General features: G+C 68.1%; 26 protein-coding genes. 12 read left to right on the top strand and 14 right to left on the bottom strand.

The window, feature by feature from the left end; all coding sequences use genetic code 11:
- Nucleotides 1-32: 32 nt before the first annotated feature.
- Both FDA38_RS11855 and FDA38_RS11850 read right to left on the bottom strand, forming a co-directional pair.
- On the bottom strand, nucleotides 33-1,175 hold the full coding sequence (locus FDA38_RS11855) for a serine/threonine protein kinase (RefSeq protein WP_137253875.1): 1,143 nt from the start codon (nucleotides 1,173-1,175) through the stop codon (nucleotides 33-35).
- A 10-nt stretch (nucleotides 1,176-1,185) separates the two neighbouring features.
- Entirely contained in the window at nucleotides 1,186-1,713 is a 528-nt protein-coding gene (locus FDA38_RS11850; protein WP_137253874.1) for a hypothetical protein, read from the bottom strand.
- Between the two features lie 89 nt (nucleotides 1,714-1,802).
- Between FDA38_RS11850 and FDA38_RS11845 the strand changes: the two genes are divergently transcribed.
- The 5 genes from FDA38_RS11845 to FDA38_RS11825 are packed head-to-tail and all read left to right on the top strand — an operon-like array spanning nucleotide 1,803 to nucleotide 6,910.
- Nucleotides 1,803-2,123, top strand: a complete 321-nt coding sequence (locus tag FDA38_RS11845) for a hypothetical protein (protein ID WP_137253873.1) — start codon at nucleotides 1,803-1,805, stop codon at nucleotides 2,121-2,123.
- The gene (locus FDA38_RS11840; protein WP_137253872.1) at nucleotides 2,123-2,395 is read left to right on the top strand and encodes a hypothetical protein; all 273 of its coding nucleotides are present in this window, start codon (nucleotides 2,123-2,125) and stop codon (nucleotides 2,393-2,395) included. The genes FDA38_RS11845 and FDA38_RS11840 overlap by 1 nt, the downstream gene beginning before the upstream one ends.
- The gene (locus FDA38_RS11835) at nucleotides 2,383-3,075 is read left to right on the top strand and encodes a hypothetical protein (protein ID WP_137253871.1); all 693 of its coding nucleotides are present in this window, start codon (nucleotides 2,383-2,385) and stop codon (nucleotides 3,073-3,075) included. Before FDA38_RS11840 ends, FDA38_RS11835 begins: the two co-directional genes overlap by 13 nt.
- A gap of 16 nt (nucleotides 3,076-3,091) precedes the next feature.
- Nucleotides 3,092-3,592, top strand: coding sequence for a G/U mismatch-specific DNA glycosylase (gene mug, locus FDA38_RS11830; protein WP_137253870.1), 501 nt, complete (start codon nucleotides 3,092-3,094; stop codon nucleotides 3,590-3,592).
- A gap of 24 nt (nucleotides 3,593-3,616) precedes the next feature.
- On the top strand, nucleotides 3,617-6,910 hold the full coding sequence (locus FDA38_RS11825) for a HEAT repeat domain-containing protein (RefSeq protein WP_137253869.1): 3,294 nt from the start codon (nucleotides 3,617-3,619) through the stop codon (nucleotides 6,908-6,910).
- Here FDA38_RS11825 and ligD read toward each other — a convergent pair.
- The 5 genes from ligD to FDA38_RS11800 are packed head-to-tail and all read right to left on the bottom strand — an operon-like array spanning nucleotide 6,907 to nucleotide 12,027.
- Nucleotides 6,907-7,878: a non-homologous end-joining DNA ligase gene (gene ligD, locus FDA38_RS11820; RefSeq protein ID WP_137253868.1), complete on the bottom strand. Its 972-nt coding sequence runs from the start codon at nucleotides 7,876-7,878 to the stop codon at nucleotides 6,907-6,909. The two genes, FDA38_RS11825 and ligD, sit on opposite strands and share 4 nt — an antisense overlap.
- Nucleotides 7,859-8,947: a hypothetical protein gene (locus FDA38_RS11815; protein ID WP_137253867.1), complete on the bottom strand. Its 1,089-nt coding sequence runs from the start codon at nucleotides 8,945-8,947 to the stop codon at nucleotides 7,859-7,861. Before FDA38_RS11815 ends, ligD begins: the two co-directional genes overlap by 20 nt.
- Nucleotides 8,944-9,789, bottom strand: coding sequence for an acetylxylan esterase (locus FDA38_RS11810; protein WP_137253866.1), 846 nt, complete (start codon nucleotides 9,787-9,789; stop codon nucleotides 8,944-8,946). Before FDA38_RS11810 ends, FDA38_RS11815 begins: the two co-directional genes overlap by 4 nt.
- Before the next feature lie 4 nt (nucleotides 9,790-9,793).
- Nucleotides 9,794-10,720: an acetylxylan esterase gene (locus tag FDA38_RS11805; protein WP_137253865.1), complete on the bottom strand. Its 927-nt coding sequence runs from the start codon at nucleotides 10,718-10,720 to the stop codon at nucleotides 9,794-9,796.
- Complete coding sequence (locus tag FDA38_RS11800; RefSeq protein WP_202877617.1) at nucleotides 10,717-12,027, bottom strand: hypothetical protein; 1,311 nt, start codon at nucleotides 12,025-12,027, stop codon at nucleotides 10,717-10,719. The genes FDA38_RS11805 and FDA38_RS11800 overlap by 4 nt, the downstream gene beginning before the upstream one ends.
- 142 nt (nucleotides 12,028-12,169) lie before the next feature.
- Between FDA38_RS11800 and FDA38_RS11795 the strand changes: the two genes are divergently transcribed.
- Complete coding sequence (locus tag FDA38_RS11795; protein ID WP_137253864.1) at nucleotides 12,170-13,051, top strand: NAD-dependent epimerase/dehydratase family protein; 882 nt, start codon at nucleotides 12,170-12,172, stop codon at nucleotides 13,049-13,051.
- Nucleotides 13,052-13,063: 12 nt separating this feature from the next.
- Nucleotides 13,064-13,447 carry a PPOX class F420-dependent oxidoreductase gene (locus FDA38_RS11790; RefSeq protein WP_137253863.1) on the top strand — a complete coding sequence of 128 codons (384 nt, stop codon included), beginning with the start codon at nucleotides 13,064-13,066 and terminating at the stop codon, nucleotides 13,445-13,447.
- Between the two features lie 465 nt (nucleotides 13,448-13,912).
- On the opposite strand, the gene dusB is transcribed toward FDA38_RS11790, so the two are convergent.
- The 4 genes from dusB to FDA38_RS11770 all read right to left on the bottom strand — a co-directional run bounded on the left by dusB (nucleotide 13,913) and on the right by FDA38_RS11770 (nucleotide 17,477).
- Entirely contained in the window at nucleotides 13,913-15,034 is a 1,122-nt protein-coding gene (gene dusB / locus FDA38_RS11785) for a tRNA dihydrouridine synthase DusB (RefSeq protein ID WP_137253862.1), read from the bottom strand.
- Nucleotides 15,034-15,714 carry a hypothetical protein gene (locus FDA38_RS11780; protein WP_137253861.1) on the bottom strand — a complete coding sequence of 227 codons (681 nt, stop codon included), beginning with the start codon at nucleotides 15,712-15,714 and terminating at the stop codon, nucleotides 15,034-15,036. The genes dusB and FDA38_RS11780 overlap by 1 nt, the downstream gene beginning before the upstream one ends.
- A 2-nt stretch (nucleotides 15,715-15,716) precedes the next feature.
- Complete coding sequence (locus FDA38_RS11775; protein WP_137253860.1) at nucleotides 15,717-17,102, bottom strand: glycine--tRNA ligase; 1,386 nt, start codon at nucleotides 17,100-17,102, stop codon at nucleotides 15,717-15,719.
- Nucleotides 17,103-17,183: 81 nt separating this feature from the next.
- Nucleotides 17,184-17,477: an antibiotic biosynthesis monooxygenase family protein gene (locus FDA38_RS11770; RefSeq protein WP_202877616.1), complete on the bottom strand. Its 294-nt coding sequence runs from the start codon at nucleotides 17,475-17,477 to the stop codon at nucleotides 17,184-17,186.
- A gap of 33 nt (nucleotides 17,478-17,510) precedes the next feature.
- On the opposite strand from FDA38_RS11770, the gene FDA38_RS11765 reads away from it, so the two are divergent.
- Nucleotides 17,511-17,807, top strand: coding sequence for a DUF6703 family protein (locus FDA38_RS11765; RefSeq protein ID WP_137253858.1), 297 nt, complete (start codon nucleotides 17,511-17,513; stop codon nucleotides 17,805-17,807).
- On the opposite strand, the gene FDA38_RS11760 is transcribed toward FDA38_RS11765, so the two are convergent.
- Nucleotides 17,808-18,350 (bottom strand): TetR/AcrR family transcriptional regulator, encoded by a 543-nt coding sequence (locus FDA38_RS11760; RefSeq protein WP_137253857.1) that lies wholly within the window; start codon nucleotides 18,348-18,350, stop codon nucleotides 17,808-17,810.
- Nucleotides 18,351-18,445: 95 nt separating this feature from the next.
- Here FDA38_RS11760 and FDA38_RS11755 point away from each other — a divergent pair, with 95 nt between their 5' ends.
- On the top strand, nucleotides 18,446-19,666 hold the full coding sequence (locus FDA38_RS11755) for an FAD-dependent monooxygenase (protein ID WP_137253856.1): 1,221 nt from the start codon (nucleotides 18,446-18,448) through the stop codon (nucleotides 19,664-19,666).
- Here FDA38_RS11755 and eboE read toward each other — a convergent pair.
- Both eboE and FDA38_RS11745 read right to left on the bottom strand, forming a co-directional pair.
- Complete coding sequence (gene eboE, locus FDA38_RS11750) at nucleotides 19,622-20,764, bottom strand: metabolite traffic protein EboE (protein WP_137253855.1); 1,143 nt, start codon at nucleotides 20,762-20,764, stop codon at nucleotides 19,622-19,624. The two genes, FDA38_RS11755 and eboE, sit on opposite strands and share 45 nt — an antisense overlap.
- Nucleotides 20,765-20,868: 104 nt before the next feature.
- Nucleotides 20,869-22,170, bottom strand: a complete 1,302-nt coding sequence (locus FDA38_RS11745) for a YibE/F family protein (protein ID WP_137253854.1) — start codon at nucleotides 22,168-22,170, stop codon at nucleotides 20,869-20,871.
- 50 nt (nucleotides 22,171-22,220) lie between these two features.
- On the opposite strand from FDA38_RS11745, the gene FDA38_RS11740 reads away from it, so the two are divergent.
- Genes FDA38_RS11740 through FDA38_RS11730 form a run of 3 tightly spaced genes read left to right on the top strand, consistent with a single transcriptional unit; the run spans nucleotide 22,221 to nucleotide 24,927 of the window.
- Nucleotides 22,221-23,165 carry a metal ABC transporter substrate-binding protein gene (locus tag FDA38_RS11740; RefSeq protein WP_137253853.1) on the top strand — a complete coding sequence of 315 codons (945 nt, stop codon included), beginning with the start codon at nucleotides 22,221-22,223 and terminating at the stop codon, nucleotides 23,163-23,165.
- A 44-nt stretch (nucleotides 23,166-23,209) separates the two neighbouring features.
- Nucleotides 23,210-23,926, top strand: a complete 717-nt coding sequence (locus FDA38_RS11735) for a metal ABC transporter ATP-binding protein (RefSeq protein WP_233714634.1) — start codon at nucleotides 23,210-23,212, stop codon at nucleotides 23,924-23,926.
- The gene (locus FDA38_RS11730; RefSeq protein WP_137253851.1) at nucleotides 23,923-24,927 is read left to right on the top strand and encodes a metal ABC transporter permease; all 1,005 of its coding nucleotides are present in this window, start codon (nucleotides 23,923-23,925) and stop codon (nucleotides 24,925-24,927) included. The genes FDA38_RS11735 and FDA38_RS11730 overlap by 4 nt, the downstream gene beginning before the upstream one ends.
- Nucleotides 24,928-24,936 lie beyond the last annotated feature (9 nt).

Genomic DNA, 24,936 nt, shown 5'->3' with positions numbered 1-24,936 from the left:
ACGATCGAGCCGCGTCAACCCTGGGTTGACGATCAGCAGTGATGCCGGACGAAGTCGGTCAATGACCATCCGGTGCGGCCGTCCGGCAGCCGCACATGCACCCAGGTGTCGCCGTCGCGCGGCGAGATCGGCGTCAAGCGGTCCCCGTAGTACACCGTCGCGACCACCGTCCGGCTCCGCGGCGCGTCCCTGACCGTCGCGTCCTGCGCGCACACCGTCAGCTGATCGTCATTCGCCTGATGGTTGCGCAGGGCAAACACTCCGCCGACCGCCGCGATCACCAGGACGCCGGCCCCGGCGAGCAGGAGCCGTCTGGTCGAGCGTTGCCGCGGAACAACTCCCGTGCCGAGCGCCTTCGCGAAGTCGGCCGCCGTCGCGAAGCGCTCCCCCGGATCCTTCGCCATCGCCTTCCGGATCACGGCGTCGTACTGCGTGATGCCCGTGATCGGCGGCGGCAGCATCGCGACGGCGTACGCCAACTCGGGGAGCGTGCGGCGTTCGTACGGGCGCTTGCCAGTGAGGAGGCTGTAGAGCGTGCCGCCGAGCGCGTAGACGTCGGTCGCGGGCGTGACCGGATCGCCGCGCCACTGCTCGGGCGCCATGTACGCGATCGTTCCGGCCATCGCGCCGAGCGCTGGGCCGGACGGTGCGCCGGTGTGCAGCCAGGCGGCGTCACCGCTCAGGTCCAGGCCGGTGGTGGATTCGAGGCTGGCGAGCTGACGGGCGACGCCGAAGTCCGCGACCATCGGGCGGTCGTTGTTCAGGATGATGTTGGCCGGCTTGAGGTCGCGATGAATGACACCCGCACGATGCATCGCGTCGACAGCATCGGCGACCTCCGTCATCAGCCCGACCGCCCGCTCGATCGGCAGCGGACCTTCATCGTCCAACAGATGCTGGAGATCCGGGCCGCTCAGCCGGTCCATCACCAACCAGGCCTGATCACGTTCACCGCCGACCTCGTGCACCCGCACCACGCCCGGATGCACGACGGCCGCGGCCAGCCGCGCCTCCCGCCGCAGCCGTTCGCGGTACTGCGGGTCGACCAGCTCGGGATGCACGACCTTGATCGCGACAGCGCCCCCGTCCGCCAGCCGGTTCGCGGCGTACACCACCCCTGTCGCTCCCGCACCCAGCGGCTCCGCCAGCCGGTAGCCAGGTACGTCGACGATCACGGCTCGCACACTAACTGGCACTGTCCGCTTCCGGAAGGGAATCTGCTGTCAGTTCGACCAGGGTTTCCAGCTGTGCCAACTCGGCCACGACCTTGCGCCGGAACCGCTGCAGATTGCCGGGATCGTCACCGGTCGCACGTAGCGGCGACAGCAGCTGCCGGACCGCTCGGCCGAGCCGATCGTCCGCGGCATCGTCGATGACCGGCAGCAACTCGCGAGCCTCGGCCAGCGCCTGGCTGAGCAGCTTCAGCCGGATCGGCTCCTCGAGCAGCAGCGCCGCGACGCGGAGCATCCGCCGGCCGGCCTTCAACGCGAGCTCCGGGCTGATCGGCTGTGCCGGCGCGTCCCGCTGCTCGCGGACCACATCGATCCAGGGCTCGATCGTCGTACCACGCCAGATCGGGCCGGACGAGAGCTCGCCGTCCGGGTCCGGGATGCCGTGACTGCGACGGCGGCGCCAGGCCGTGACGAGCTGCCGGTTCAGGCCGAGCGCGTCGGCGATCTCGGCGAGCCCGTAGTACTCCTTCCGCTCACTCACGGCCTCACTGTATCCACTGATGACAGCTCTTGCCATCTCTGAAGACACGTCCTACCGTCATCACAGATGACATCGACACGGAGGTTCTGATGACACGGAAACCCGCCCTCCTCCTCACCGCGGTCGCCGTCACCGGTGCCGCACTGACCGCCGCCGCGCCCGCGGCGGATGCGGTCGAGGTGCCCGAGCACGCGATCATCGTGTGCCAGGACGCGACCATGTACGAGAACTACGACTTCTCGATCCCCGGTCCAGTGCACCCGATCCGGACGCTGACGTACGGCGACAAGGTCGGCCACACCCGCGGCAAGCACCCGGTCTACAACGGCTGGGCCTCGATCCAGGACTTCGGCCCGAACGACTGGGGCTTCGTCCGGATCGAGTGCCTCGGCGGTTGGGGGTCGTGGTGATGAAACGACTCGCTCTGATCGGTGCGCTCGTGGTCGCGGGCGCCGTACTCACGTCTGTCCCGGCGAACGCCGCCAACGGTCACGTCGGCGTCCGCGAGACCGTCTGCGCGCAGGACCTCGAACTGCGCGTCGCGCCCGGCGGCGCCCGGATGGGCACGCTGCACAAGCCACAGACCTTCCTGGTGAAGGAGATCCACGGCGAGTGGGCCTGGGGGTTCGCGTACGGCGATATCAACCATGACGGCTGGGTCCAGGACGGATGGTTCTGCTGATGCGGCGGCTGATCGCGGCAGTCTGCGGGGTTGTGCTGGGCGTGGTGGCGTTCGCCCAGCCGGCTCACGCGGTCAACCAGTACACGACGATCGGCAACGTGCAGAAGCCGGCGGCCTGCAACAACCACGGGGTGATGCCGGCCGGCGGTTGGCTCGCGAACAAGTCGTGCGGCTACGTGATGGGTACGGCGATCGCGGGGACGAGGTTCGACGTCCACACGACGACGTCGAACAACTTCCACTTCGGCCGCTGGCGGGCCGGGGACGGGTCGAACTTCTGCGCGTTCCTGGTCCCTGGCGCGCTGGACACCTCGCACTCGACGTCGGTGGCGGCCAGTTGCAGTGACGATACGAGTGAGCGGTTGTCCCACCGCCGTACGTTCGGCCGGGACTTCGATGCGGCGCCGCACACCGGGAACGGGGCGATCATCGTCAGCATCAACCCGTCGGCGTGCACTGGTTACTACAACTACTTCACCGACAGCACCTACGCCGGCGGCAGCCTGCACGATCCGGTCGGCTTCACCCTGCCGGCGAGCGGCGGCTACCGGTACTCCACGAACGATCTAGGCGCCGCGATGATCCGGGTCGATGCCCTGGGCGAGACGATCTGGCTGTTCGTGGCGCGCAGCTGTATCGCGTCCCAACTGCCAGGCAACCTGAACAACGAGAACGACTGACGTTAGCGTTCCACTCATGCAAGCTCTGCCCGATGTCATCAGCCCCGGCCTGCGAGTGCTGTTCTGCGGGATCAACCCGGGGCTGATGTCAGCGGCGACCGGGCACCACTTCGCCCGGCCGGGGAATCGGTTCTGGCCGGCGCTTCACCAGAGTGGATTCACTCCGCATCAACTCGCGCCCGCCGAGCAGCAGGAGTTGCTCAGCTACCGGCTCGGCATCACCAACGTGGTCGACAAGCCGAGCGCCCGCGCCGACGAGCTCACCCGCCCGGAGCTCGTCGCCGGCGGCGAGAACCTGGTTGCCAAGGTGCTCCAGGTGCAGCCCGAGTGGCTCGCCGTCCTCGGCGTCACCGCCTACCGCGACGCCTTCGCCGACCGCACGGCGGCCATCGGCAAGCAGGACCGCACGATCGGCACGACCCGCGTCTGGGTCCTCCCGAACCCGAGCGGCCTGAACGCCCACTACACGCTGCCGAAGCTCGCCGAGGCGTTCGCGGAGCTGCGACGGGTGAGTTGACCGGTCGTTCGGCAGGATGGGGTTATGCGAGCCACGGACCTGCTGCAGGCGATCGACCAGCTTTCGTACGGCGACCGGCTGCGGCATGTGGCGCTCGAAGGCCGCCGGTTGGGCGGGACCGCCGAGCTGCTCGATGAGCTTGGGCGGGGAACGCCGTACGAGCGGACTCTTGGTGTCACGATTGCGCAGGTCACGGGTGACGTCGCCTATGTGACCCGGCTACTCAACGACCCGACGCCGGCGGTGCAGCATCGCGCGCTCGCGGCGGTCGGGAAGGGTGTCGCGGTCTCGGACGACGACCTGCGGATCCTGTACGACGACGCACCCGCCGTATTGCGCACGAAGCTCCTGCACGTGATCCGGAAGACCCGCCGATCCGCGCTCGCCTCCCGGCTGATCGACGACCACCGCGAGCGCTGGGGCGACCAGGCCGCCGCGAGTCTGCTCTCCAGCACGGACGGCGAGACCGTCGAGCGGCTGCTGCCCGAGCTCGCCTACATCCTCGGTCCGGGCGAGTGGGAGCGGCTCGGATCACGGCACCCGAAGGTCGTCCTCGCCTACGCGCACAGCACGCTGCCGTCCGGCCCGGATCGGGACGAGTGGTGGCAAGGCACGGCGTACGGCGTGGTCGGGGCGCTCGAGCACGATCGCGCCCAGGTCACCGAGCTGCTGACATCGGCACTCCTGCCGGATCAGTTGCCTCCAGCAATCACCTCGATCCTCGGCCGGTTGGATCCGGAAGCGGTTCTGCAGATCCTGCTGACGCCCGAGCGGCCGAGGTGGGCTGCTCTGACTCCCGCGGTACGCCGACGGCTCTACCGCTACTCCGACGACGAACTGATCGCGCTCGGTCGACTGCTCTGGCCGAACCTGACCGAGCTGCTCGGCGACCTGCCGCCGTCCCGCCGCGCGACGGTCTTCAACGGCATCACCAGCACGGTCGACCTCGGCCAGCACGTGCTCGGCGAGGACCTGCTCGCCGTCCTCCCCCGTTCCGTGCGCTTCGAGCAGGCCCGGCGGATGCTCGCCCTGCCGACGATTGCTGAGGGCAACCACTCGCGCTGGCACACCACCGCGTTCCTGCCGTACGACGAAGCGTTCGCGCTGCTCGAGCCGGAGATCACGCAGCCGGACGCAGACGATCGCGCTTTGGTATACCAGCTAGTCGTAGCGTCGGCCGGCCACTCGCGGGAGCCGGCCGCCGTCGAGGCTGCGGTCGCCTGGGTGACGCGAGCCCGCAACGATCGCGACACCGTTCGGCAGACCGTCCTGCGTGCCCTCAGCAACCTTCCGCCGTCGATGCTGAGCGGCGCTCTGACAGCCTCGCTCGAGAGTTTGCTGACGAGCGCATTGGAGGCGCGCGACACCAGTTGGGGCACCCAACGAGCGCTCAGCACGCTCGCGACCACCGCCGTCCAGGAAGGTGCCCGACGCAACGATCCGGTCCTGCTGGAGTGGGGGTTGAAGGCGCACGGGCGGATGACGGAGAACCAGGGCTCGATCCCGCTGTACGGGCTGATCGAAGGGCTGCCGCGCGGCCAGGAGACGGCTGTCTACGACGTACTGCGGAAGTACGTCGACGACGGGGTGGCGCGGAAGGAGTTCCGGCTGCCGTTCGCGATCTCGCGAGCGTTCGACGATCGCGGCTGGTCGAACGAGCACCTGCAGGCCGCGCTCGAACAGGCGGTCTGGTCGAACCAGGAGTACACCGTCGGCGAGGCGACCGAGCTGTGGTTGTGGCCGTCCGCGACGCGCGGCGAGCGGGTCGAGCGGATCATCAGACGCGATGTCGGGATGGCGCGCTGGGATCCGGTCTGGCAGGCGGTGACCGAAGTACGGACCGATCTGCTGGACGACGTACTCGCGCATCCCGATCGGATCCGCCGGTTCGAGCGGGACCATCCGGCCTGGAACGTCTCGGACCGCGCGATCCGCCGCTGGCTCCCCCGCCAACAGGCGCGGTACGCCGAACTCGTGGCCGGCGCGGCCGCTGACGAGCGGATGCCGGACTGGGCTCGTGCGAACGCGGTGTCGATGCTGGGGCATGTGCCGAGCGCGGGGCGGGCAACGCTCGAGCCGTTCCTGACGGATGAATCCGTGCTGCTGCAGGAGGCTGCGCTCGGGGCGTTGGCGTGGACGGATTCGCCGCAGGAGGCGTTGCCGGTTTTGCTCGCGCACGCGGGTGACGACCGCGCCCGGGTCGCGATGTATGCGGCGACCCGGGCGGCGATGTTCGTGCGGCCGAGTCGGTTGCCGGGGTTGTTGCATCCGGTGCTGGTCGGCGAGGGCGTGAAGATCACGTCCCGCAAGGAGGCGGCGCGGTTGCTGGGCAAGCTCCGCGCTCCTGGTGCGAGTGCCGTTCTTGCGGACGCGTGGGCCTCGGCGCATCGCGACGTGAAGGCTGCGATTGCCAGTGCGGCTTCGCAGTACCTGCTGCATGAGCCGGCGAGTTGGGCGTTGCTGCAGCAGGCCGTGCATGACAGCGCGGCTACGGCGACGGTTCTGACGCAGCGGCCGGCGTACGGGATGGCGGCGAAGTACCGCGCTCGGTATGCCGATCTGCTGGTCGCGGTGACGAACCGGCCTGAGCCTGAGGTGGTGCGGAGTGCGGTGCGGTCGTTGCCGCGGTGGGCGCGGTGGAATCCCGCGGTGGCGCCGATCTGCGTGGACTTCATCACGGATCTGTCGACAGCGATGGTGTGGAACGACGCGACGACAGCCCTGGTCGCAATCGACCCCGAGCTGGTAGGCGACGAGCTCGTCCGGGCCGCCCGTCTCTTGGTCCGGCTCGAGGCCGACCCACGCCGGCCCGATGCGACGCCCGACCGCGATCATCCCGCGAGGCAGCGGCTCGAGGTGCTGGTGCAGCGCCTGACCCAGACGTTCTATGCGAAGCCGGACCGGCAGATCCTCAGGACGGTCGCCGCGGAACTCGACAGCCCGGAGCTGCTGCAGCTGCGGTTGGATCTGCTCGTCGATTCACTCGACTGGCACAACCTGCAGGCCGATCTCGGCGCTCTCGTCGAGGCCGTTGAAAGGCGTCCGCTGGCGGCGCACTACGCGTCGTCCCGGCTCGGCGGGCGGCTGGGCGTGCTCACCTCGCGTTGGACACCGGAGCTGCTTGAGGAGCCGGCCCGCGCCCTGCTTCGCGGCGAGACGCTGGCGGCGGGATTGCTGGCCGGTTCGCTGATCGCCGAGGCGGGTCACCGGACCGGTTGGGCTCCGGTGTGGCGCGAGTTGCTGGCCGAGTTGCGCAAGCATCCGCATCCCGACGTACGGCAGGAAGCGCTCAGTGTGAAGACGGCTACCGAGGTCTAGGATTCCTCGCCGGCGGCTTCGCGGGCGCGTTTGCGGCGTTTGCCTTCGTGCATGGCGACGACTCGGGCGATCGGGATCGCGCGGCCTTCCTCCAGGAGGTCCTCGGGGAGGTCTTGCGGCGCCGGGAGCTCGTCGGCCCACGGGTCGCGGTCGCCCAGCAGCTGGACCGCGTTCCGGACGGTGAAGTCGCGCGGGGTGACGCTCTCCAGGTCGTCCCAGCCCACCGGGTACGAGACCGTCGTACCAGGCCGGACCCTTGGGCTGTACGCGGCCACGATCGTCGCGCCGCCGGAACGGGTCGAGTCGACGAACACCTTCCCGTGCCGATCGTCCTTGATGTACGCCGTGGTCGCGACCGCCGGATCGATCTTCTCCGCCCGCGCCGCGATCGCCCTGGTTGCGGCCGCCGCGTCCTCGATCGACACCGTGTCGACGATCGGCACGATCACGTGCACACCCTTCGCGCCGCTCGTCTTGACCGCGCCGGACAGGCCGGAGTCCGTCAGCGCCTGGCGTACGAGCAAGGCCGCCTGGACCGCCATCGTGAATGTCTCACCCTCCGGCGGGTCGAGGTCGAGGACGAGATGCGTGACGTGGTCCCAGGCACCGGCCCGCATCAGTGTCGGGTGGTACTCGACGGCACGCTGGTTGGCGAACCACAGCAGCGTCCGCCGGTCGTCGCACAGCGCGTACGACACCTCGCGCTTCGACGCCTCGGCCCACACCTGCACGGTCTTCACCCAGTCCGGCGTGTACTTCGGAACGTTCTTCTGCATGAACTTCGGCTGCCCCGGACGGATCCGGATCACCGACAACGGCCGCTCCCGCAGCTCCGGGAGGATCCGCTCGTGCACCGCGTCCAGGTAGTCGACCAGATCCCGCTTGGTCGCCTCCGCCCCGTCGAACAACGGCTGATCCAAGTTGGTCAGGTCTACGCCGTCCCGCGTCTCATCCGGCTTGCTCGCCATCCCCAGAGCTTAGAAGGGTGATGAGGGCTTCGAGAACCACTTTGTCCTCGCCGGGTTGGAGCGTCTGCGGGTTGAGGGCGATCGCGTCGTCGGAGAGGCCGAAGGTTCCGACGGCGATTCGAGGGTTGCCGTCCCAGAGTTTCTTGATCACCTCGTCGCGGGTGCCGGGGAGTCTGAGCACCGCTCGGCTGTGCGGTTGGCCCGCCTCGCTCGGGTACCCGCGCTCGACCACCAGGCCGGGGACCGCCTGCAAGCCGGCGATCCAGTCGTCGACCATCCGCTCGTACGACGCCAGCATCGCGTCCTCGTCCTGCTCAAGGGTCCACTCGACCGCGGCGAGCAGGCCGAGGAGCTCCTCCTTGCCGACCTTCATCCCGCGGCCGATCTCGTGGTTGGGCGACGAGTGCGCGCGGATCCGGTCGATCAGCCAGGCCTTCCCCAGCACAAGGCCGCTCGCCTGCGGCCCGCGCAGGCCCTTGCCGCCGCTGACGATCACCGCGTCGGCGCCGATGTCCCGGGTGAACCGCCACAGCGACGAGACCGGCGGGATCTGAGCCGCGGCGTCGACGATCACTGGCGTAGCGGGGGCGTCCTGCGCGACCCGGACTACCTCCTCGATCGGGAGAGCGCCGGCCGCGTAGTGCGCGCCAGCCATCCAGAGCATGCAGGCGGGCCGTCGTACGAGTGCTGCTTGTAGCTCCTCGACGGACGGGCCGATCTCGACGATGTGGACGCCGAGGAAGCGGGCCGAGTAGTCGTAGCCGTTACGTTGGCTCGCGAACATCACGACCTCGGCGTCGGTCGGGAACGCTTGCGATTCGGTGGTGATGCACGACGCGATCGCGAGGGTGATGGCTGCCGCGGCGCCGGACGTGACGTAGGCGGATTCGTTGTGGGTCAGTTCGGCGAGACGCTCACCCGCGCGCACCTGCAACTCGGGGAGGTCGACGAAGCGGGTGGCGGCGTCGGCCATCGCCTGGATAACAGGCGGCGGCATCAGCGAGCCGCCGAGGAACGTGACCGTGGCGTTGGCGTTGATGACCTGGCGGACGCCGAGCGGGGTGCTCATGCGATGAACTTTGACATGGCAGGTACTCCGGATCGCTCCGCGAGCCAGGCGTCGAGAAAGTCGTTGTCGGTGCCGTCTCTGTGAGTCACGTGGTAGACCTCGGCATCTCGGGTGGCAGAGATCAGCGACTCGCACCATTCTTCGTTGTCGATGGCAAACAACGTCCGACAGCTGATCGCGGGCGCGTGGCGCGCCGGATCGAAGTACGACAGTGTGGTGGCGAGGGTCTCGGCTGAGGAGCCTGTGCGGAGATGATCGTTCAACTCCTCCAGCGGGTAGAGGGATGACCTGAGGCGTGCCTCCATCGCCCTGTAGAACAAGAGATCCGTCACGCGAATCGAGCTGAAGCCGGGGCGCCGTGCAGCCGTCAGCATCGCCAGATCGTCGCCGGTGACCGCGACCTTCTCCGGATCCACTTCGGCCAGTCCGTGCAGGAACTCGGCCGCCCGTAGGCAGTCGGCGGCGATGCCGCGGTAGATGTACGTCGCGGAGTCGTCGATGCCCATCGTCAGCAGACCTGGGTACGCCGCCGCGAACCCCTCGTCGGCGAGCCGCTGCCCGCGGTGCATGAGGCTGAGTACGACGTACCGGCTGCGGTCGTTCGGGTGCGGGATGTTGTTGACGCTGCCGTAGCGCGGGGTGATGAGGAGTGCGGGGAACGGTCCGTCGCCGGCCGGGATGCTGAGGTTGCCGTACACGCGGTACGGGCCGGTGCTGGTGATCCGCAGCGTGTAGAACGTGGCTTCGTCGGTCGTCCGCGCCGGTACGACATCGAGGACGGGCCGGCCTGGGATCGCCGCCAGCTCGTCGTCGACGGCGGACCAATAGCTGTCGAAGTTCATTCGTTCACCGTCCCGGGGTGAGGTGCTCGGCGAGGAAGTCCTCGACGACCCGCATCACGTCCGGCAGGCCGGCGTGGTGCGCGCAGTGTGGATAGGTCCGCAGCGTGGTCTCGCAGGTCAGCGCGCGGTGGAGTGCGAACCCGGTCTCCGGCGGGCAGACGTCGTCCTCGAGGCCGACGTACAGGAGAGTTGGCGCTTGGACCTTCGGCGCGAAGTTCAGGCCGTCGTAGTACGCGACCGTCTCGCGTACGCGGTCGACGTCCTTCGGGTGGATCCGCAGGTACTCGTTGATCTCCTCGTACGGGTACGAGCGGGTCAGCGTCGGCGCGGTCATGATGCCGCAGAGGTACGGCGCTCCCGCCGCCACGCAGCGGATCACGTCGGGCATCAGCGCGGCTGTGGAGATTCCGAGCCCACCGCCCTGGCTCGATCCCTGCAGCCCGATCCTCCCGTTGTCGACGTCGGGACGATCCAGCAACACCTCGACTGCGCGGACTACGTCCAGATAGAACCCGCGATAGCCGTAGGTGTTGGGGTCGACGATGTTGTGGGTCAGCAGTCCCGGGTAGCCCGGGTTGAACGTCTCGTTCGACCTGAGCTTGCCGCGCGGCGCGACGGCGAGTGCGGCGTACCCGAGCTCGGACCATTCCTTCGGGATCGTCGGCTCGGAGATGTAGCCGGGGATCGTGACCAGAGCCGGCAGCGGCGCCGGATGATCGCGCGGGATGGTATACCAGCCGGCGATCCGCAGACCGCCGTAGCTGGTATAGCGCAGGTCGTAGACGATCACCTTGTCGGTCGAGAGCGTCGGCATCTCGGTGAGGACGGGGTCCAGCGGGTACGACGCACAGTCCGCCAGACCGGTCGCCCAGAAGTCGTCGAAGTCGTCGGGCAGCTCGACCTCGACGGTCGTATTCTCGGGGTCTCTCAAGAGCGTTCCTCTCGGTTCTCCAGCGCTTGGACGATGCGCAGTCGGTAGAGACGCGTCGGGCGTCCTTTGGGGTGGTGCTGGGCGGTGCCCTCGACGCTCACCAGGCCGCCTGCGTCGAGGGTGCGGACGAGACGGCGTCCGCTCTGATCCGTGATGCCGAGATGACCGGCAAGCTCTCCGGGCGAGAGCGTGCGGCCTTGGAGTTCGTGGTCCAGCGCGGCCAGCCGTGACACGGTGGTCGCGCTCAGACCGACGTACTTCGCCAGTTGTTCGACCTCTTCACCGTGCTCGCGGTACGAGAACCGGAGCGCTTCGCCGGCCGGGCCCATCGGGCCGATGACGACGCCGCTGTCCTCGAAGAGGTACGCACAGGGTTCTTCGGATAGCTCGGCACGCGCGGCGGCTTGCTCGGCGAGGAGGACGCAGTTGCGCGCGGACACGCCGACGCCGAAGCCGGCGGAGATCTGTGCGCCGAGCGCTGCGGCGGCCTCGGCCAGCGCGGGTACGGCGACCCAGTTGCGGGTGATGCGCTCGAACAACGCCTTGTGGGCGAAGACGACGACACCGCGGCGCCCGCGGTTCTCGATCCAGGCGCCGGCGAATTCCGGGGTGTTGAGCAGGTGGTTCATCAGCCCGATCCGGGCGCGTTCGACGTCCGCCGATCGGTCGATGAGGAAGACACCGGCGGCGAACCGCTGGGCGCTGGCACGCTCGGATTCGATCCTGAGCGCGAGCTCGTGCAGCTCGGTGCGAATCGTGGCCGGCACCGGCATACCGCTCATGATCCGGAGCTGCCCGTCCAGCTGCTCGCGGACCGCGGCGCGGCCGCTGATCACGTAGCTGCGGTCGCCGAACTTTTGGTATACCGAACGGTGGAAGTCGACGATCTCGTCCACGGTCTGGGTCGGTGCGTAGGGCAAACAATCGATCTGGTCCTGGTCGAGGTCCAGTGCACTCGCCACCGCTTCGACCGCTTCGGCCGGGAACGTGTCGATGCTGACCGGTGTCGGACCCCAACCGCGTTCTTGGGCGCGGTACAGCGCGAGCGTCAGATCGAGCGCCGACGAACGGATCACGCCGACCGGGAGCCCGGGCGGCAGCAGTTCGCGGCTCGCGGCGTACGGGACCGGTCCGGCGAGGAAGCCGTCGAGTCGCGTCGTGCTGAGGAACTCGGCGACCTTGTCCCGGATCTCGTCCTCGTGGTCGTAGCTGACCCACTCGAGGTCGACACCGCCGAGCGTGCGGGCCGCTTCGTGGTACAACTCGTGGTGGGTCGCGTGCCTGACGACGCCGATCACGATGCCCACGACACTCCTTCAACGAACCAGGTTCGGAAGTGATTCGTAAATCCAATGCCGTCTAACGTCCCCTGATTTCGGGGGTCGGGTCAAGGGATCGTGCGGGATTCGTTCAAGCAGTGGACGTCTTCGCGGTCTTAGCGTCGCGGGCATGATTCTCGTCACCGGTGGGCTCGGCATGATCGGCGCCCACACCGCCCGCGCCCTCCTCGACCTCGGGCACGAGGTCGTCATCACGTCCCACCGGCGTACCGATGCCCCTTCGTTCCTGGACGGCAAGGTCGTCGTCGAGCAGCTCGACGTCACCGACCGGTCCGCCTTCCTCGAGCTCGGCGATCGGTACGCGATCAGCGACATCGTGCATCTCGCGGGGAGCATTCCTGCCGAGGATCCGGTCGCGTACTTCCGCCACGACACCGTCGGGTTGCTCAACGCGCTGGATGCGGCGCGGACGTGGGGCGTACGGCGGTTTGCGGTCGCCAGCAGCATCGGGGTGTACATCGGGCAGGACGAAAGCCCTTGGCACGAAGGCCTCCCGCTCCCGACCGCCGACCTCCCGCACCTGATCGTCGCCTTCAAGAAGGCCGTCGAGCCCGTGACGACCCACAGCCTCGCCGGAACCGGCATCCACCCGATCGTGCTCCGCATCGGCTCGACCTGGGGCCCGCTGATGGACCCGGAGTCGATCTTCAGCCCGATCCCGCCGTACGTCAGCGCCGTACTCCGCGGCGAGACCCCCACTCCCCTACCCGCCGACACCGGCGGCGACTGGTGCTACGCGCCGGACATGGGCCGCGCGATCGCGTCCCTGGTCAATGCCGAGGTCCTCAACCACACCACCTACAACGTCTCCAGCGGCACCCCCTTCACGTACGCCGACGCCGCCGACCAGCTCTCCGTCGAGCCCGGCGGCGAAACCAGTCCACACCTAGACATCACCCGCCTGACAACGGAGACCGGCTTCACCCCCACCTTCACCTTCCCCGAAGCCGTCGCCCACTACATCACCTGGCGCACCACCAACCCACGCTGAAAGGCCTCACCCATGCTCGACCCCACCATCCGCCGCGTCCTAGCCGGCCCCGCCTTCGCCCACCTAGCAACAACCCTCCCCGACGGCTCCCCCCACAGCACCCCGGTGTACGCCGGCACCCGAGGCAACCACATCGTCTTCTTCACCGGCCCCGGCATGCAGAAAGCCCGCAACCTACGCCGCGATCCCCGCCTAGCTCTCTCGATCGTCCCCGCCGACAACCCCTTCGAACCGATCGCCATCCGCGGCCGGGCCGTCGAGTGGATCGAGGGCGACGAGGCATGGGCGATCATCGACCAGCTGGTCGCGAAGTACATAGACATCAAGTACCCCCCCGACCACGAGCGGGTCGTCATCGTCGTAGAACCCGACCACCAGACGGTCGGCATGAGCTGACCAGTCGACAGGTAGTTGCCCTCAGCATCTAGATCCTGGCAGGCGTCGATGCGTTAGCCCCACTGGCCGGCGGCTCGGAGGCAACAGTCCTGGCGCGTTCCAGGGTCGAGCGCGGGAGGAAACCACGCTCACTCGAACGACACCGCATCCTCCCAACCACATGGTGGTGGGCAGCCGGGCAGCCACCCTCACGCCAGACACGACGTGCTCCCCCACCTCATTTGGGTGGGCGGGCGGGCAACCACACGCCGGCAATCACACCGTCCCTCACCACATTTGAGTGGGTGGGCGGGAAGTCAACATCCGCCCTGGCGATCGCCTTCGTCCTCATCCGATGAGAGCGGTCCGGCGAACCGGCGATCATCTGCACCAGATGGGTCGGCCGGAGCACGATCCGCGCCGCCGAAGGCGGCCAATCGACCAGTCGCCGCGAAGCGGTGTCCTTTGGCCGGTGTCCTTCAGCTGTTAGCCGCCGGAGACGCCGATCTCGGCTTCGGCTAGATCCGTGGACAGGCCGTCGGTGTCGTCTAGCCAGCCTTGGGGTAGGACGACGTGGTCTCGGGGGCTGCCTTGGCGGCCTCGGGGGGCGCCTAGTTCGGCTACTGGGAAGGGGACGATGGGGTCTAGTTGGGCTAGGAGTTCGTCCAGGTGGGTGAGGGTGTCGACCATGCCCAGGGCGGCGCGGAGTTCGCCGCCGGCGGGGAAACCCTTCAGGTACCAGGGGACGTGCTTGCGGAAGTCGCGTAGCCCGCGCTGCTCGCCCATGAGCTCGGCCAGCAGCTCAGCGTGGCGGCGCATCACGACGGCGACTTCGCCGAGCGTCGGCAGGTTCAGCGCCTCGCCGCCACCAAACGCCACAGCAAGATCCCGGAACAACCACGGGCGCCCCAAACACCCGCGCCCGACAATCACCCCGGCGCAGCCTGTCTCGGCGACCATCCGGAGGGCGTCACCGGCTTCCCAGATGTCGCCGTTCCCCAGCACGGGAATCGATACGTGCTCCACCAGCGCGGCGATCGTCGACCAGTCCGCCTGACCGGAGTAGGCCTGTGCCGCCGTACGCCCGTGCAGACCGATCGCGGCCGCGCCCGACTCCTCGGCGATCCGCCCGGCATCCAAGTACGTCTGGTGCGAGTGGTCGATCCCGATCCGCGTCTTCATCGTGACAGGGATGCCGTACGGCGTCGCCGCGTGGACCGCGGAGCGGAGGATCGCGCCGAGCAGGTTCCGCTTCCACGGCAGTGCGGCACCGCCGCCCTTACGCGTCACCTTCGGGACCGGGCAGCCGAAGTTCAGATCGATGTGCGCGACACCGTAGGCATCACAAAGGATCTGCACAGCACGCCCGATGTAGACCGGGTCGACGCCGTAGAGCTGCACCGACCGCACCGTCTCGGAGTCGGCGAACGTCAGCATGTCCAACGACTTCTGGTCACCCTCGACGATCCCGCGGGACGTGATCATCTCGCAGACGTAGAGCCCCGCACCTTGCTCCGCGCACAGCTGCCGGTACGCCGCGTTGGTGATCCCGGCCATCGGCGCCAGCACCACCGGCGTGTCGATCGTGAGCCCGCCCAGCTGCAACATCAGGCCTTCGCCACCAGCACCTGGCCGTTGCCGGAAACCTGTGCTTTATAAGGCTGTACGGCGTTCGCCGTCGTCGTCACGTCGCACGCGATCCCCGCGTCGGAATGCTTGACCACGGCAACATCATCCATCGTGCAGGTGACCTTCGCGGCATCGGCGGCCGACCGCTGCACGGCGTCGACGACCTTCGCGCGAACGATCGCGACCGAGTCCGACGTGAACTTGTACGACGCCGAGTACTGCTTCGCGTCGACCGTCAACGTGCCGCTGTACGACTTCCCGGCGTACGTGACAGTGCACGTGAGCTCGTGCTGGCCCGCGGTCTCGACCTTGTCGATGCCGGGGCACTTCACCGTCGTGGTGGCTGCCTTGCCGGCCGCGATCTGCGCCTGCTTGGAGATCGCGAAGGTGATCCGCGACGCCAGCGGAGCGTCGTCGGCCGGCTCGCCTGTCACCTTCGGCGTCGGCCACGGCTTCGACGGCGTCGGCAGCGGGGTCAGCGAAGGCGTAGAAGCGGTCGGGATCGGGGCGCTGGACGGCGCGCTGGCGGAGGAAGACGCGGACGGCGAGCTCCCGGCCGAAGGCTTGCTGTCCGAGCAAGCAGACAACAAGAACACCGCCAGCGCAGACAACCCGAAGACGGCCAGCCCGAAGCGAACCCGATCCCGCGACAGCCTCATCCTCAGCAACCCACCAGGTGCTGCGCGAGGTACCCGGTGACCTCGGTCAACGCGACCCGCTCCTGCTTCATCGAGTCGCGCTCCCGGATCGTCACGGCCTGGTCCTCGAGCGTGTCGAAGTCGACGGTGATGCAGTACGGCGTACCGATCTCGTCCTGTCGCCGGTACCGCCGCCCGATCGCGCCGGCGTCGTCGAAGTCGACGTTCCAGCTCTTCCGCAGCTCGGCGGCGAGATCACGCGCCTTCGGCGACAGATCCGCGTTGCGGGACAGCGGGAGTACGGCGGCCTTGACCGGCGCGAGCCGCGGGTCGAACCGCAGTACCGTGCGCTTGTCCACCCCGCCCTTCGCGTTCGGGGCCTCGTCCTCGGTGTACGCGTCGAGCAGGAACGCGAGCACGTTGCGGGTGAGGCCGGCCGCGGGCTCGATCACGTACGGCGTCCAGCGCTCGCCCTTCTCCTGGTCGAAGTACGACAGGTCGGCGCCGGAGTGCTTGGAGTGTGTGGACAGGTCGAAGTCGGTGCGGTTCGCGATGCCCTCGAGCTCGTCGAACTCCTTGCCGCCGAAGTTGAACCGATACTCGATGTCGACGGTGCGCTTCGAGTAGTGGCTCAGCTTCTCCTTCGGGTGCTCGTAGAACCGCATGTTGTCCGGGTTCAGACCGAGGCCGGTGTACCAGTCCCAGCGGGCCTTCAGCCAGTACTCGTGCCAGTCCTCGTCGGTGCCGGGCTCGACGAAGAACTCCATCTCCATCTGCTCGAACTCGCGGGTCCGGAAGATGAAGTTGCCCGGCGTGATCTCGTTGCGGAAGCTCTTGCCGACCTGGGCGATACCGAACGGCGGCTTCTTCCGGGCGGTGCCCATCACGTTCGCGAAGTTGATGAAGATGCCCTGCGCGGTCTCCGGGCGGAGGTAGTGCAGGCCCTCCTCGGACTCGACCGGGCCGAGGTAGGTCTTCAGCAGGCCGTTGAACATCCGCGGCTCGGTGAACGTGCCCTTGTTACCGCAGTTCGGGCAGGCGATCTCGGCCAGCTTGACGTCGTCGACGCCCTTGTTCTTCCGGCGGGCGAAGTCCTCGCGGAGGTGGTCGTCGCGGAACCGCTTGTGGCAGGACTGGCACTCGGTCAGCGGGTCGACGAACTCGGCCAGGTGGCCGGAGGCCTCCCAGACCTGGGTCGGCAGGATCACCGAGGAGTCGAGGCCGACGATGTCGTCGCGGCCGGTCACCATCGTCCGCCACCACTGGGTCCGGACGTTGTTCTTCAGCTCGACCCCGAGCGGTCCGTAGTCCCAGGCCGACTTGGTACCGCCGTAGATCTCGCCGCAGGGATACACGAAGCCTCTCCGCTTGCTGAGGCTGACGACGGCATCGACGGTTTCCACGGGCACTTTTCGACTCCAGAACAGGCACAGGTGAAGCTACGGAAAGGTCCAGGCTATCGGTCCTTGGTGGCCGCCATCGAATCCGTGCTAGGTCAGCAAATCCCCGGGCCAGTCCTCGTACGCCGTCGGCTCGTTGATCGCCTCCGACAACAGCGGCACCGCGGCCACTTTCACGTCGTACGGCGACAACGCCCGCCGGTAACTCCCGACGTTCACGAACTCCAGGTCCAGCGCCAGCAACTCAGGGTCGTCGACGTTCCGGCCGACCCGGGCCGAGACGAACCCCTTCTGCTGCGAAAGCACGTCGACCGCGGCCTTCACCCGCTCCGCGAACTCGGCCTGCGAGGACTCCGCCACCCGGAACCTGATCACCACGAACACGGGCCCAACCATAGGACCTGGAACAATAGAGGTATGAGCACCCCCAGCAGTCCGTTGCGGCAGCGGATCACGAAGGTCAGTTATCCGTATGTGGCAAAGCTGCACGCCGCGCCGAAGTTGACGTTGCCGGGGATCACCCTGGTGCTCGCACTGGCCGGAGTGTTCGCTCCGGTGGTGATCGGAGTGCCGGCGCTGGTGCTGCTGGCGTTGTTGCTGGGGTGGCTGGCATTCCTGTCGTGGCCGGCGGTGACGGGCGGGCCGAAGTTCCTGCGGCTGTTCTCGATTCTCGTCATTCTGTTGTTCGCCGTGTCGCGGATCGCAAACGGCTGATCAAGGCCGGCCGAGGCTGTCGTACGCCGCTTCGACCGCGGCCTCACGCAACTCCGACACCGGATCGTGGTCGAGCATGACCGCGCAGTCCGACAGGCCGCCCAGTGCGACCATGCAGCGCACCACATCCGACAGCGACGGGTTCGTGCCGATCAGCAGCTCCGCGAGCGCGCCACGCCATTCGATGAAGCGTTCGGCCAGTTTGAGCTCGTGCAGCACCGAGAGGTCGCGGATCGCGAGCTGGATCAGCGCGCGGTGCCGGTAGGCGAGGTCGAAGTACGAGCCGAGGAGCTCGCGCGGCGCGATCGGCGCGGCGGCCTGCTGCGCGGCGGCGTACGCCTCGAAGTCGGCGATCAACGGCTCGACCAGGCTGTTCAGCAGATCCTCGCGGGACGCGAAGTGGTAGTACAACGCCGGCTTGGTCACCCCGAGCCGGTCGGCGATATCGCGCAGGCTGGTCTGCTGCAGGCCCTGCTCCGCGAACAGGTCCAGCGCGGCCTGCTGGATCCGCGCCCGGGTGTCCCCGGTCCGTTGTCTCGGCATACCCCGAAGATTAACTGACCTTCCGGTAAGTAAGCCATTGACATCGCCGGGCGGGTTTGCTTACCTTCCGTTAAGTAAACAAAAGGGGGTTCGCGATGAAGGTCCTGATCTCGGGTGGCAGCGTGGCCGGTCCGGTGCTCGCGCACTGGTTGCACCGCTACGGTTTCGAGCCGACGATCGTCGAGCGCACGCCCGAGCTGCGGCACGGCCTCGGCGGTCACGCCGTCGACCTGTTCAGCTCGGCCGCCGAGGTGACCCGCTGGATGGGCTGCTGGGACGCGATCGACGCGGCCCGCACCCGGATCGAGTCGATGACGATGGAACGGTTCGGCCGGCGCCCTGTCGAGGTCGACCTCAGCCGGATGTACGCCGGGATCTCGAGCAGCCACGTGGAGATCCTCCGCGGCGAGCTGACCAGGATCCTGTACGACGCCTCGCGCGACTCGGCCGAGTACATCTTCGGCGATTCGATCGCGAGCCTGGACGACGACGGCAGCGGTGTCGACGTCACCTTCGACTCCGGCACACAACGTCGGTTCGACCTGGTCATCGGGGCCGACGGCCTGCACTCGAACGTACGCCGCCTCGCGTTCGGGCCGGAGGAACCGCTGCGCCGCTGGCTCGGTGGTTACCTCGCCGTCTTCTCGATGCCGGACATCTTCGACGTCGGCAACCACACCCTCGCGCATCTGTCGGTCGACAAGCTCGTCGGCATCTACGGCGTGCACCAGACCGGCCAGACCCGCAGCGGCTTCCTGTTCCGTACGCCGCACGAGCTGCACTACGACTACCGCGACAAGGACGAGCAGAAGGCCTTGCTGGTAAGGGAGTTCAGCAACTACGGCTGGAAGGTGCCCCAGCTGCTGGAGCACCTGGAGTCGGCCGAGGACTTCTACTTCGACTCGATCGCACAGATCACCCTGGACACGTGGAGCACCGGCCGCATCGGACTGGTCGGCGACGCCGGCTATTGCCCCGGCCCAGCGGTCGGCGGCGGGACCAGTCTGGCCGTCATCACGGCGTACGTCCTCGCCGGCGAGCTGGCCAAGGCACGCGACGATCTGGCGTCCGGGCTGAAGAGCTACGAGCGGATCATCAGGCCGCTGGTTGACCAGAGTCGGCGGATCGGTCCGAAGTTGATGGGCACGATCATCCCGGGCAGCCCGCTGGCACTGCGGCTGATGCCGTTCGCCGCTGCATCGCTGGCGAAGCTGCCGACCGGAGTGCAGCGTCTCATCTGGTCGCAGAACGCTGTGGGCAAGACGCTCAGCTCAGTGGACCTCGTCCAGCCCCAGGTCGGTCAGGCGGCCGCGTAGCCACGCCAGCTCCTTGGTGATCCGTTTGACCAAGGAGTGTCGACCACGCGGCCACGTGTACACCTCGGACTCGAGGTGGTGCGTGAGTGGATGGCCTCCACCGACCAGTCTGGTCAAACAGTCGTCCAGTACGCCGGTCGTCACGCTCAACCCGTCCGGCGCCGCACTGTGGGCCGGCAGGTGCGTATGCATCCGCCAGGCCGCGTGCCCGGACAGCTCATACGCCTGCGCCACGTCATCCACGCCCGGCCCGCCCCACTCACGCACCTGACGCAGGTACTTCGGCGTGCCGAGCTGGCTGAGCACGTACCGAGCCGCCGCATCAGACGGGTCCACCAGCGTCGGCGCAACGGACAACTGCCCTTTGACCACATCGACACCCGCCCGCCACAGCATCTGGAACACATCCGCCGGCTCCTCGAACTGCACGGCCAGATGGCACGCATCCAATCCCAGCCCGATGCGCGACGTACCGCCGTACGGACTGGAGTAGCGGTCCAGCCACGCAGCGGCCTGGCCGACCATTTCGAGGACGCAGCCGGGCTCGGTCTCGACGGCGAGCCGGATCGTCCGGCCGGTCCTCGTCTCGGTGCGGGCGAGGTGCTGCTCTACCCGGTCGAACGCTTCGCGCGCGGCACGGTTGCGCGCCTTCGACCACGGCACGCGCCAGGCGAGCGGCACGGTCGAGATCGAGCCGTACGACGCGTCCGCGGGGAGCAGCTCGGCCAGTACGTCGACCAGGTCGAGGGTGTAGCGAAGGCGCTCCGGGTCGGTCCAGTCCGGGCAGTACAGCTTGGTGCCGACGATCTTGTCGGTGAAGTGCGAGTGCGGCGTGCCGTTCAGCGTGACGACCTCGAGCCGATTGCGCTGCAGCGATCGGCGGAGCTTGCTGAGCGAAGCCGGCGAGTTCGCGAGCCGATCGGCCAGCTGATGCGGGAGCCACAGCCCGACCCCGAGCACAGGTACGTCGAGGGCCGCCCGCACCGGGCCGGCGCAGTCGTCGAGACCGGCGATCAGCTCGTCCAGCTCTCCGGCCGGATGCACGGTCGCGCAGTACCCCAGATGGACGATCGAACCATCCCGATGACGGAATCTCATCAGCGCTCCTCACCCCGTTAGGCCACCGAAGGTAATTGCGGGCGGACTCTCCGTGACCTATCAGCACTCTAGGAGCCTGACGGCCTGGGCGGAAGGGCTGATTTTCAGTTGGTGATGTGTTCGGGTTCGGCAACCAGTTCGCGAGAGCGGTCCGCGACGGCCATCGCGGCGAGCGCGGTGGTCAGCGGTACGGCGGCGATGATGCCGAGGCTGCCGACGAGACCGCGGACGATCTCCATCGCGACCGACTCGGTGGACAGGACGGCCCGGCCGGGCAGGTCCTGGATGGCGAAGACCAGCAGCACCGGCAACGCTGCCCCGGCGTACGCGAGGACGAGGGTGTTGACCACCGAGGCGACGTGGGTGCGGCCGATGCGCAGGCCGGCGGCGACGAGCTCGCGGCGGTTGGCGGTCGGGTTCGCTGCCGACAACTCCCAGACGGCCGCCGCTTGGGTGACCGTCACGTCATCCAGTACGCCGAGTGCGCCGATCACCATGCCTGCGACCAGCAGGCCGGTGAGGTCGATGTCGGGCACCAGGGACTTGGCACCCGACGCGCCCTCGGACGCCAGGCCGCTCAGCTGGCAGAACTTGGTGAAGAACCAGCCGAGCAAGACCGTCAGCCCGAGTGCGACCACTGTCCCGGACAATGCGATCGAACTCTCGGCATTGATCCCGTGCGTGAGGAACAACGCGATCGCCATGATCACCGTGCCGCCGACGACCGCGACCAGGAGCGCGTTCTCGCCATGGAGGATCGCCGGGAGGATGAACTGCGTCAGCATGACCGCCGTCACCGCAAGCGCGATCAATGCCGCGAACCCTCGCCAGCGCGATAGCGCGACGACCGCCACGGCAAAGATCGCGGCCAGCACCAACAGCGAGTTGGTGCGGTCGTGGTCGACGTACGAGTACCGCTCGGCGACCGTCGGCGCGTCCTGCACGCCGAGCATGATCGACTGCCCGACCTTGACCGGGATCGACGTCTGATTGGCCGGCGGGACCTCGACCGGGATCACCTTGCCCTTGTCGGGGCCGCTGGTGAGCTTGACCGTCGCCTGGTCGCACTGGGCCGGGGTTCCGGCTTTCGGGGCCGGGCACGGTTTGATCGCCGTGACCTCGCCGCGGGCGGTCTGGGTCTGGTACGACGCAACCTTCACGTCGCCGTTGGGCCACATGACGATCATGCCGACGACCGCGGCGAGGAGCAGCGGGATCAGCACCGCGGCGACCACGATGCGGACCCGGCGAGCGACGATCGCATCGTCGTTCACCACTGAGGTGTCGACCACATGGTCGCCGTGACCGTGCCCATGACCGTGGCCGTGGCCCTGGGGAATTTCCAGCTTCCGGCGCCGGTTGCTCCGGTGGTCTGCGCGCCGACGCCCGACGTTGCGGCTGGCCAAAGTGACTCCTTGTTTTGACAACCAGTTCCAATAAAATGAAAATGATTGTCATGAGATCAGGTCTTCGAGCTATTGTCGCCGGTGCCGTCGTCACGGCGACACTCGCCCTGGCCGGATGCGGTGGCCCGTCGGCCACCGGCGCCGCGGACGGGAAGCTCGACGTCGTGACCTCGTTCTACCCGCTCGAGTTCATCGCTCGCACGGTGGGTGGCGACGCCGTGCACGTGACCACCCTGACCGCACCGGGTGTCGAGCCGCACGACCTGGAGCTGACCCCCAAGCAGGTCGGATCGATGGTCGAGGCGAAGGTCGTGATCTACGAGAAGAAGCTGCAGCCGGCCGTCGACGAGGCCGTCGATCAGAACGCGCAGGACGCCGGCTTCGACGTCTCGCCGGCCGCCCAACTGGAGACGACGGGCGCCGACTTCGAGGAGCACGGCGACGGTGCGGCGCCGGCCGCCCACAAGGAGGACGCGCTCGACCCGCACTTCTGGCTCGACCCGGTGCGGTATGCCGAGGTCGTCAAGGCGGTCGAGGAGAAGCTGGCCAGCGTCGACAGCGCCAACGCCGCCGGGTACCACGAACGCGCCCAGGCCCTGCTCGGTCAGATCAGCAAGCTCGACGCGCAGTACAAGACCGGTCTGACCGACTGCAAGCTGAACACGTTCGTGACGAGTCACGAGGCGTTCGCCTACCTGGCGAAGCGATACGGTCTGACGATGGTCGGGATCGCCGGGTTCACGCCGGACGCCGAGCCGACGCCGAGCCGGATCAAGGAGGTCCAGGACATCGTGAAGGCCCAGAAAGTGACGACGATCTTCTACGAGGAGCTGGTCAGTCCGAAGGTGGCCGACACGATCGCGAACGACGTCGGTGTCAAGACCGCCGTGCTCAGCCCGATCGAGGGCCTGTCCGACGCCAACTCCAAGGAAACGTACCTGACCCTCATGCAGCAGAACCTGCAGGAACTGCGGACGGCGAACGGCTGCAAATGACACCTGAAGACTCCCCCAGGGCCGTCCAGGTCTCCGATCTTTCGGTGGATCTGGGCGGTCGGCTCGTGCTTCGGGGTATCGATCTGCGGATCCGGCAGGGCGAGGTCGTCGCCGTGCTCGGGACCAACGGGTCCGGCAAGTCCACGCTGATCAAGACCATCGTCGGCCTGCTGCCGGCGGCCCGCGGCGAGGTGCGACTGTTCGGTACTCCGGTCCCCCGCTTCCGCCAGTGGCGCCGCGTCGGGTACGTACCGCAGCGCATCACCGCGGCCGGCGGCGTACCGGCGACCGTGTACGAGGTGGTCTCGTCGGGCCTGCTCTCCAAGCGGCGACTGTTCAGCCCGCTCGGGGCGGACGGCAAGCTGGCGATCGAGCAGGCCCTCGAGGTCGTCGACATGGCCGACCGGCGCAAGGACGCCGTCGCCGAGTTGTCCGGCGGGCAGCAGCAGCGGGTCCTGATCGCGCGGGCGCTGGTGTCCGACCCGGAGCTGCTGATCCTCGACGAGCCGACCGCCGGCGTGGATCTGGCCAGCCAGCAGATCTTCGCCGACGCGGTCCGGGACCGGGTCGCCAGCGGTACGACGGTCGTGATGGTGAGCCACGATCTCGGCCCGATGGACGCGCTGATCGACCGCTCGGTGGTGATGCGCCGCGGCCGCATCGTGTACGACGGGCCGCCGCACGCCTCGCAGACCCACGCCCACGTCCACCACTCACACACCGACGACATCGACGACGGAGCGGGGTGGACACCTTCATGAGCATGTTCGAGCTCGCGTTCATGCAGCGGGCGCTGATCGCCGGCCTGCTGACCGGTCTGTCCGCCCCGGCCATCGGGACCTACCTGGTGCAGCGGCGGCTGTCGCTGATGGGTGACGGCATCGGCCACATCGCGATCACCGGCGTCGCACTCGGGCTGCTCACCGGGAGCGCCCCGGTCCTGACCGCCGTACTCGTATCGATCGCCGGTGCGACCGCTATCGAGCTGGTCCGGGCGCGCGGCAAGGCCACTGGGGACGTGGCGCTCGCCCTGCTGTTCTACGGCGGTATCGCCGGCGGTGTGCTGCTCATCGGGCTGGCTGGTCAAGGTGCGGCCACCCTGAACACCTATCTGTTCGGTTCACTGACCACGGTGTCCCAGAGTGACCTGTACGTCGTCGTCGGCCTGGCCGTGGCCGTGCTGGTCGTGGCGATCGGTCTGGGACCGCAGCTGTTCGCGGTGTGCCAGGACGAGGAGTTCGCCCGTACGACGGGACTCCGGGTGCAGCTGCTCAACCTCGTGATCGCTGTGATGGCTGCGGTGACGGTCACCGTGGCGATGCGGACCGTGGGCCTGCTGCTGGTCAGTGCGCTGATGGTGGTCCCGGTGGCGACAGCGCAGCAGGTGACGCGCTCGTTCCGCAGTACGTTTGTCACTGCGTGCATCATCGGGGTGCTGGCGTGTCTGGCCGGGATCGTCACGTCGTACAACGCGAATGTGGCTCCGGGCGCGACCATCGTCGTACTGGCGCTGGCCGGGTTCGTGGTGGCGGCCACGGTCGGGACGCTGCTCCGGCGGCGGTCCGGGCGGGCGCGTCCGCTCGCGGACGAGGAGCCGGAGGTCGGCGTACCCGCGCCTGAGCCGCATGTGGTGAGTGCCGGGCACCCGCACGCGCACAACCAGGTCTGCGGTCACAAGAAGGTCGAACACGGTGACCACGTGGACTATGTGCACGACGGGCACCTGCACGCGGCACACGGGGATCACTGGGATGAGCACTGACACTTGCTG

Source organism: Kribbella jiaozuonensis (genome assembly GCF_005233875.1).
Taxonomy (GTDB): domain Bacteria; phylum Actinomycetota; class Actinomycetes; order Propionibacteriales; family Kribbellaceae; genus Kribbella; species Kribbella jiaozuonensis.
The sequence above is the reverse complement of the archived record's forward strand: the minus strand, read 5'-3'. Positions and strand labels throughout refer to the sequence as shown.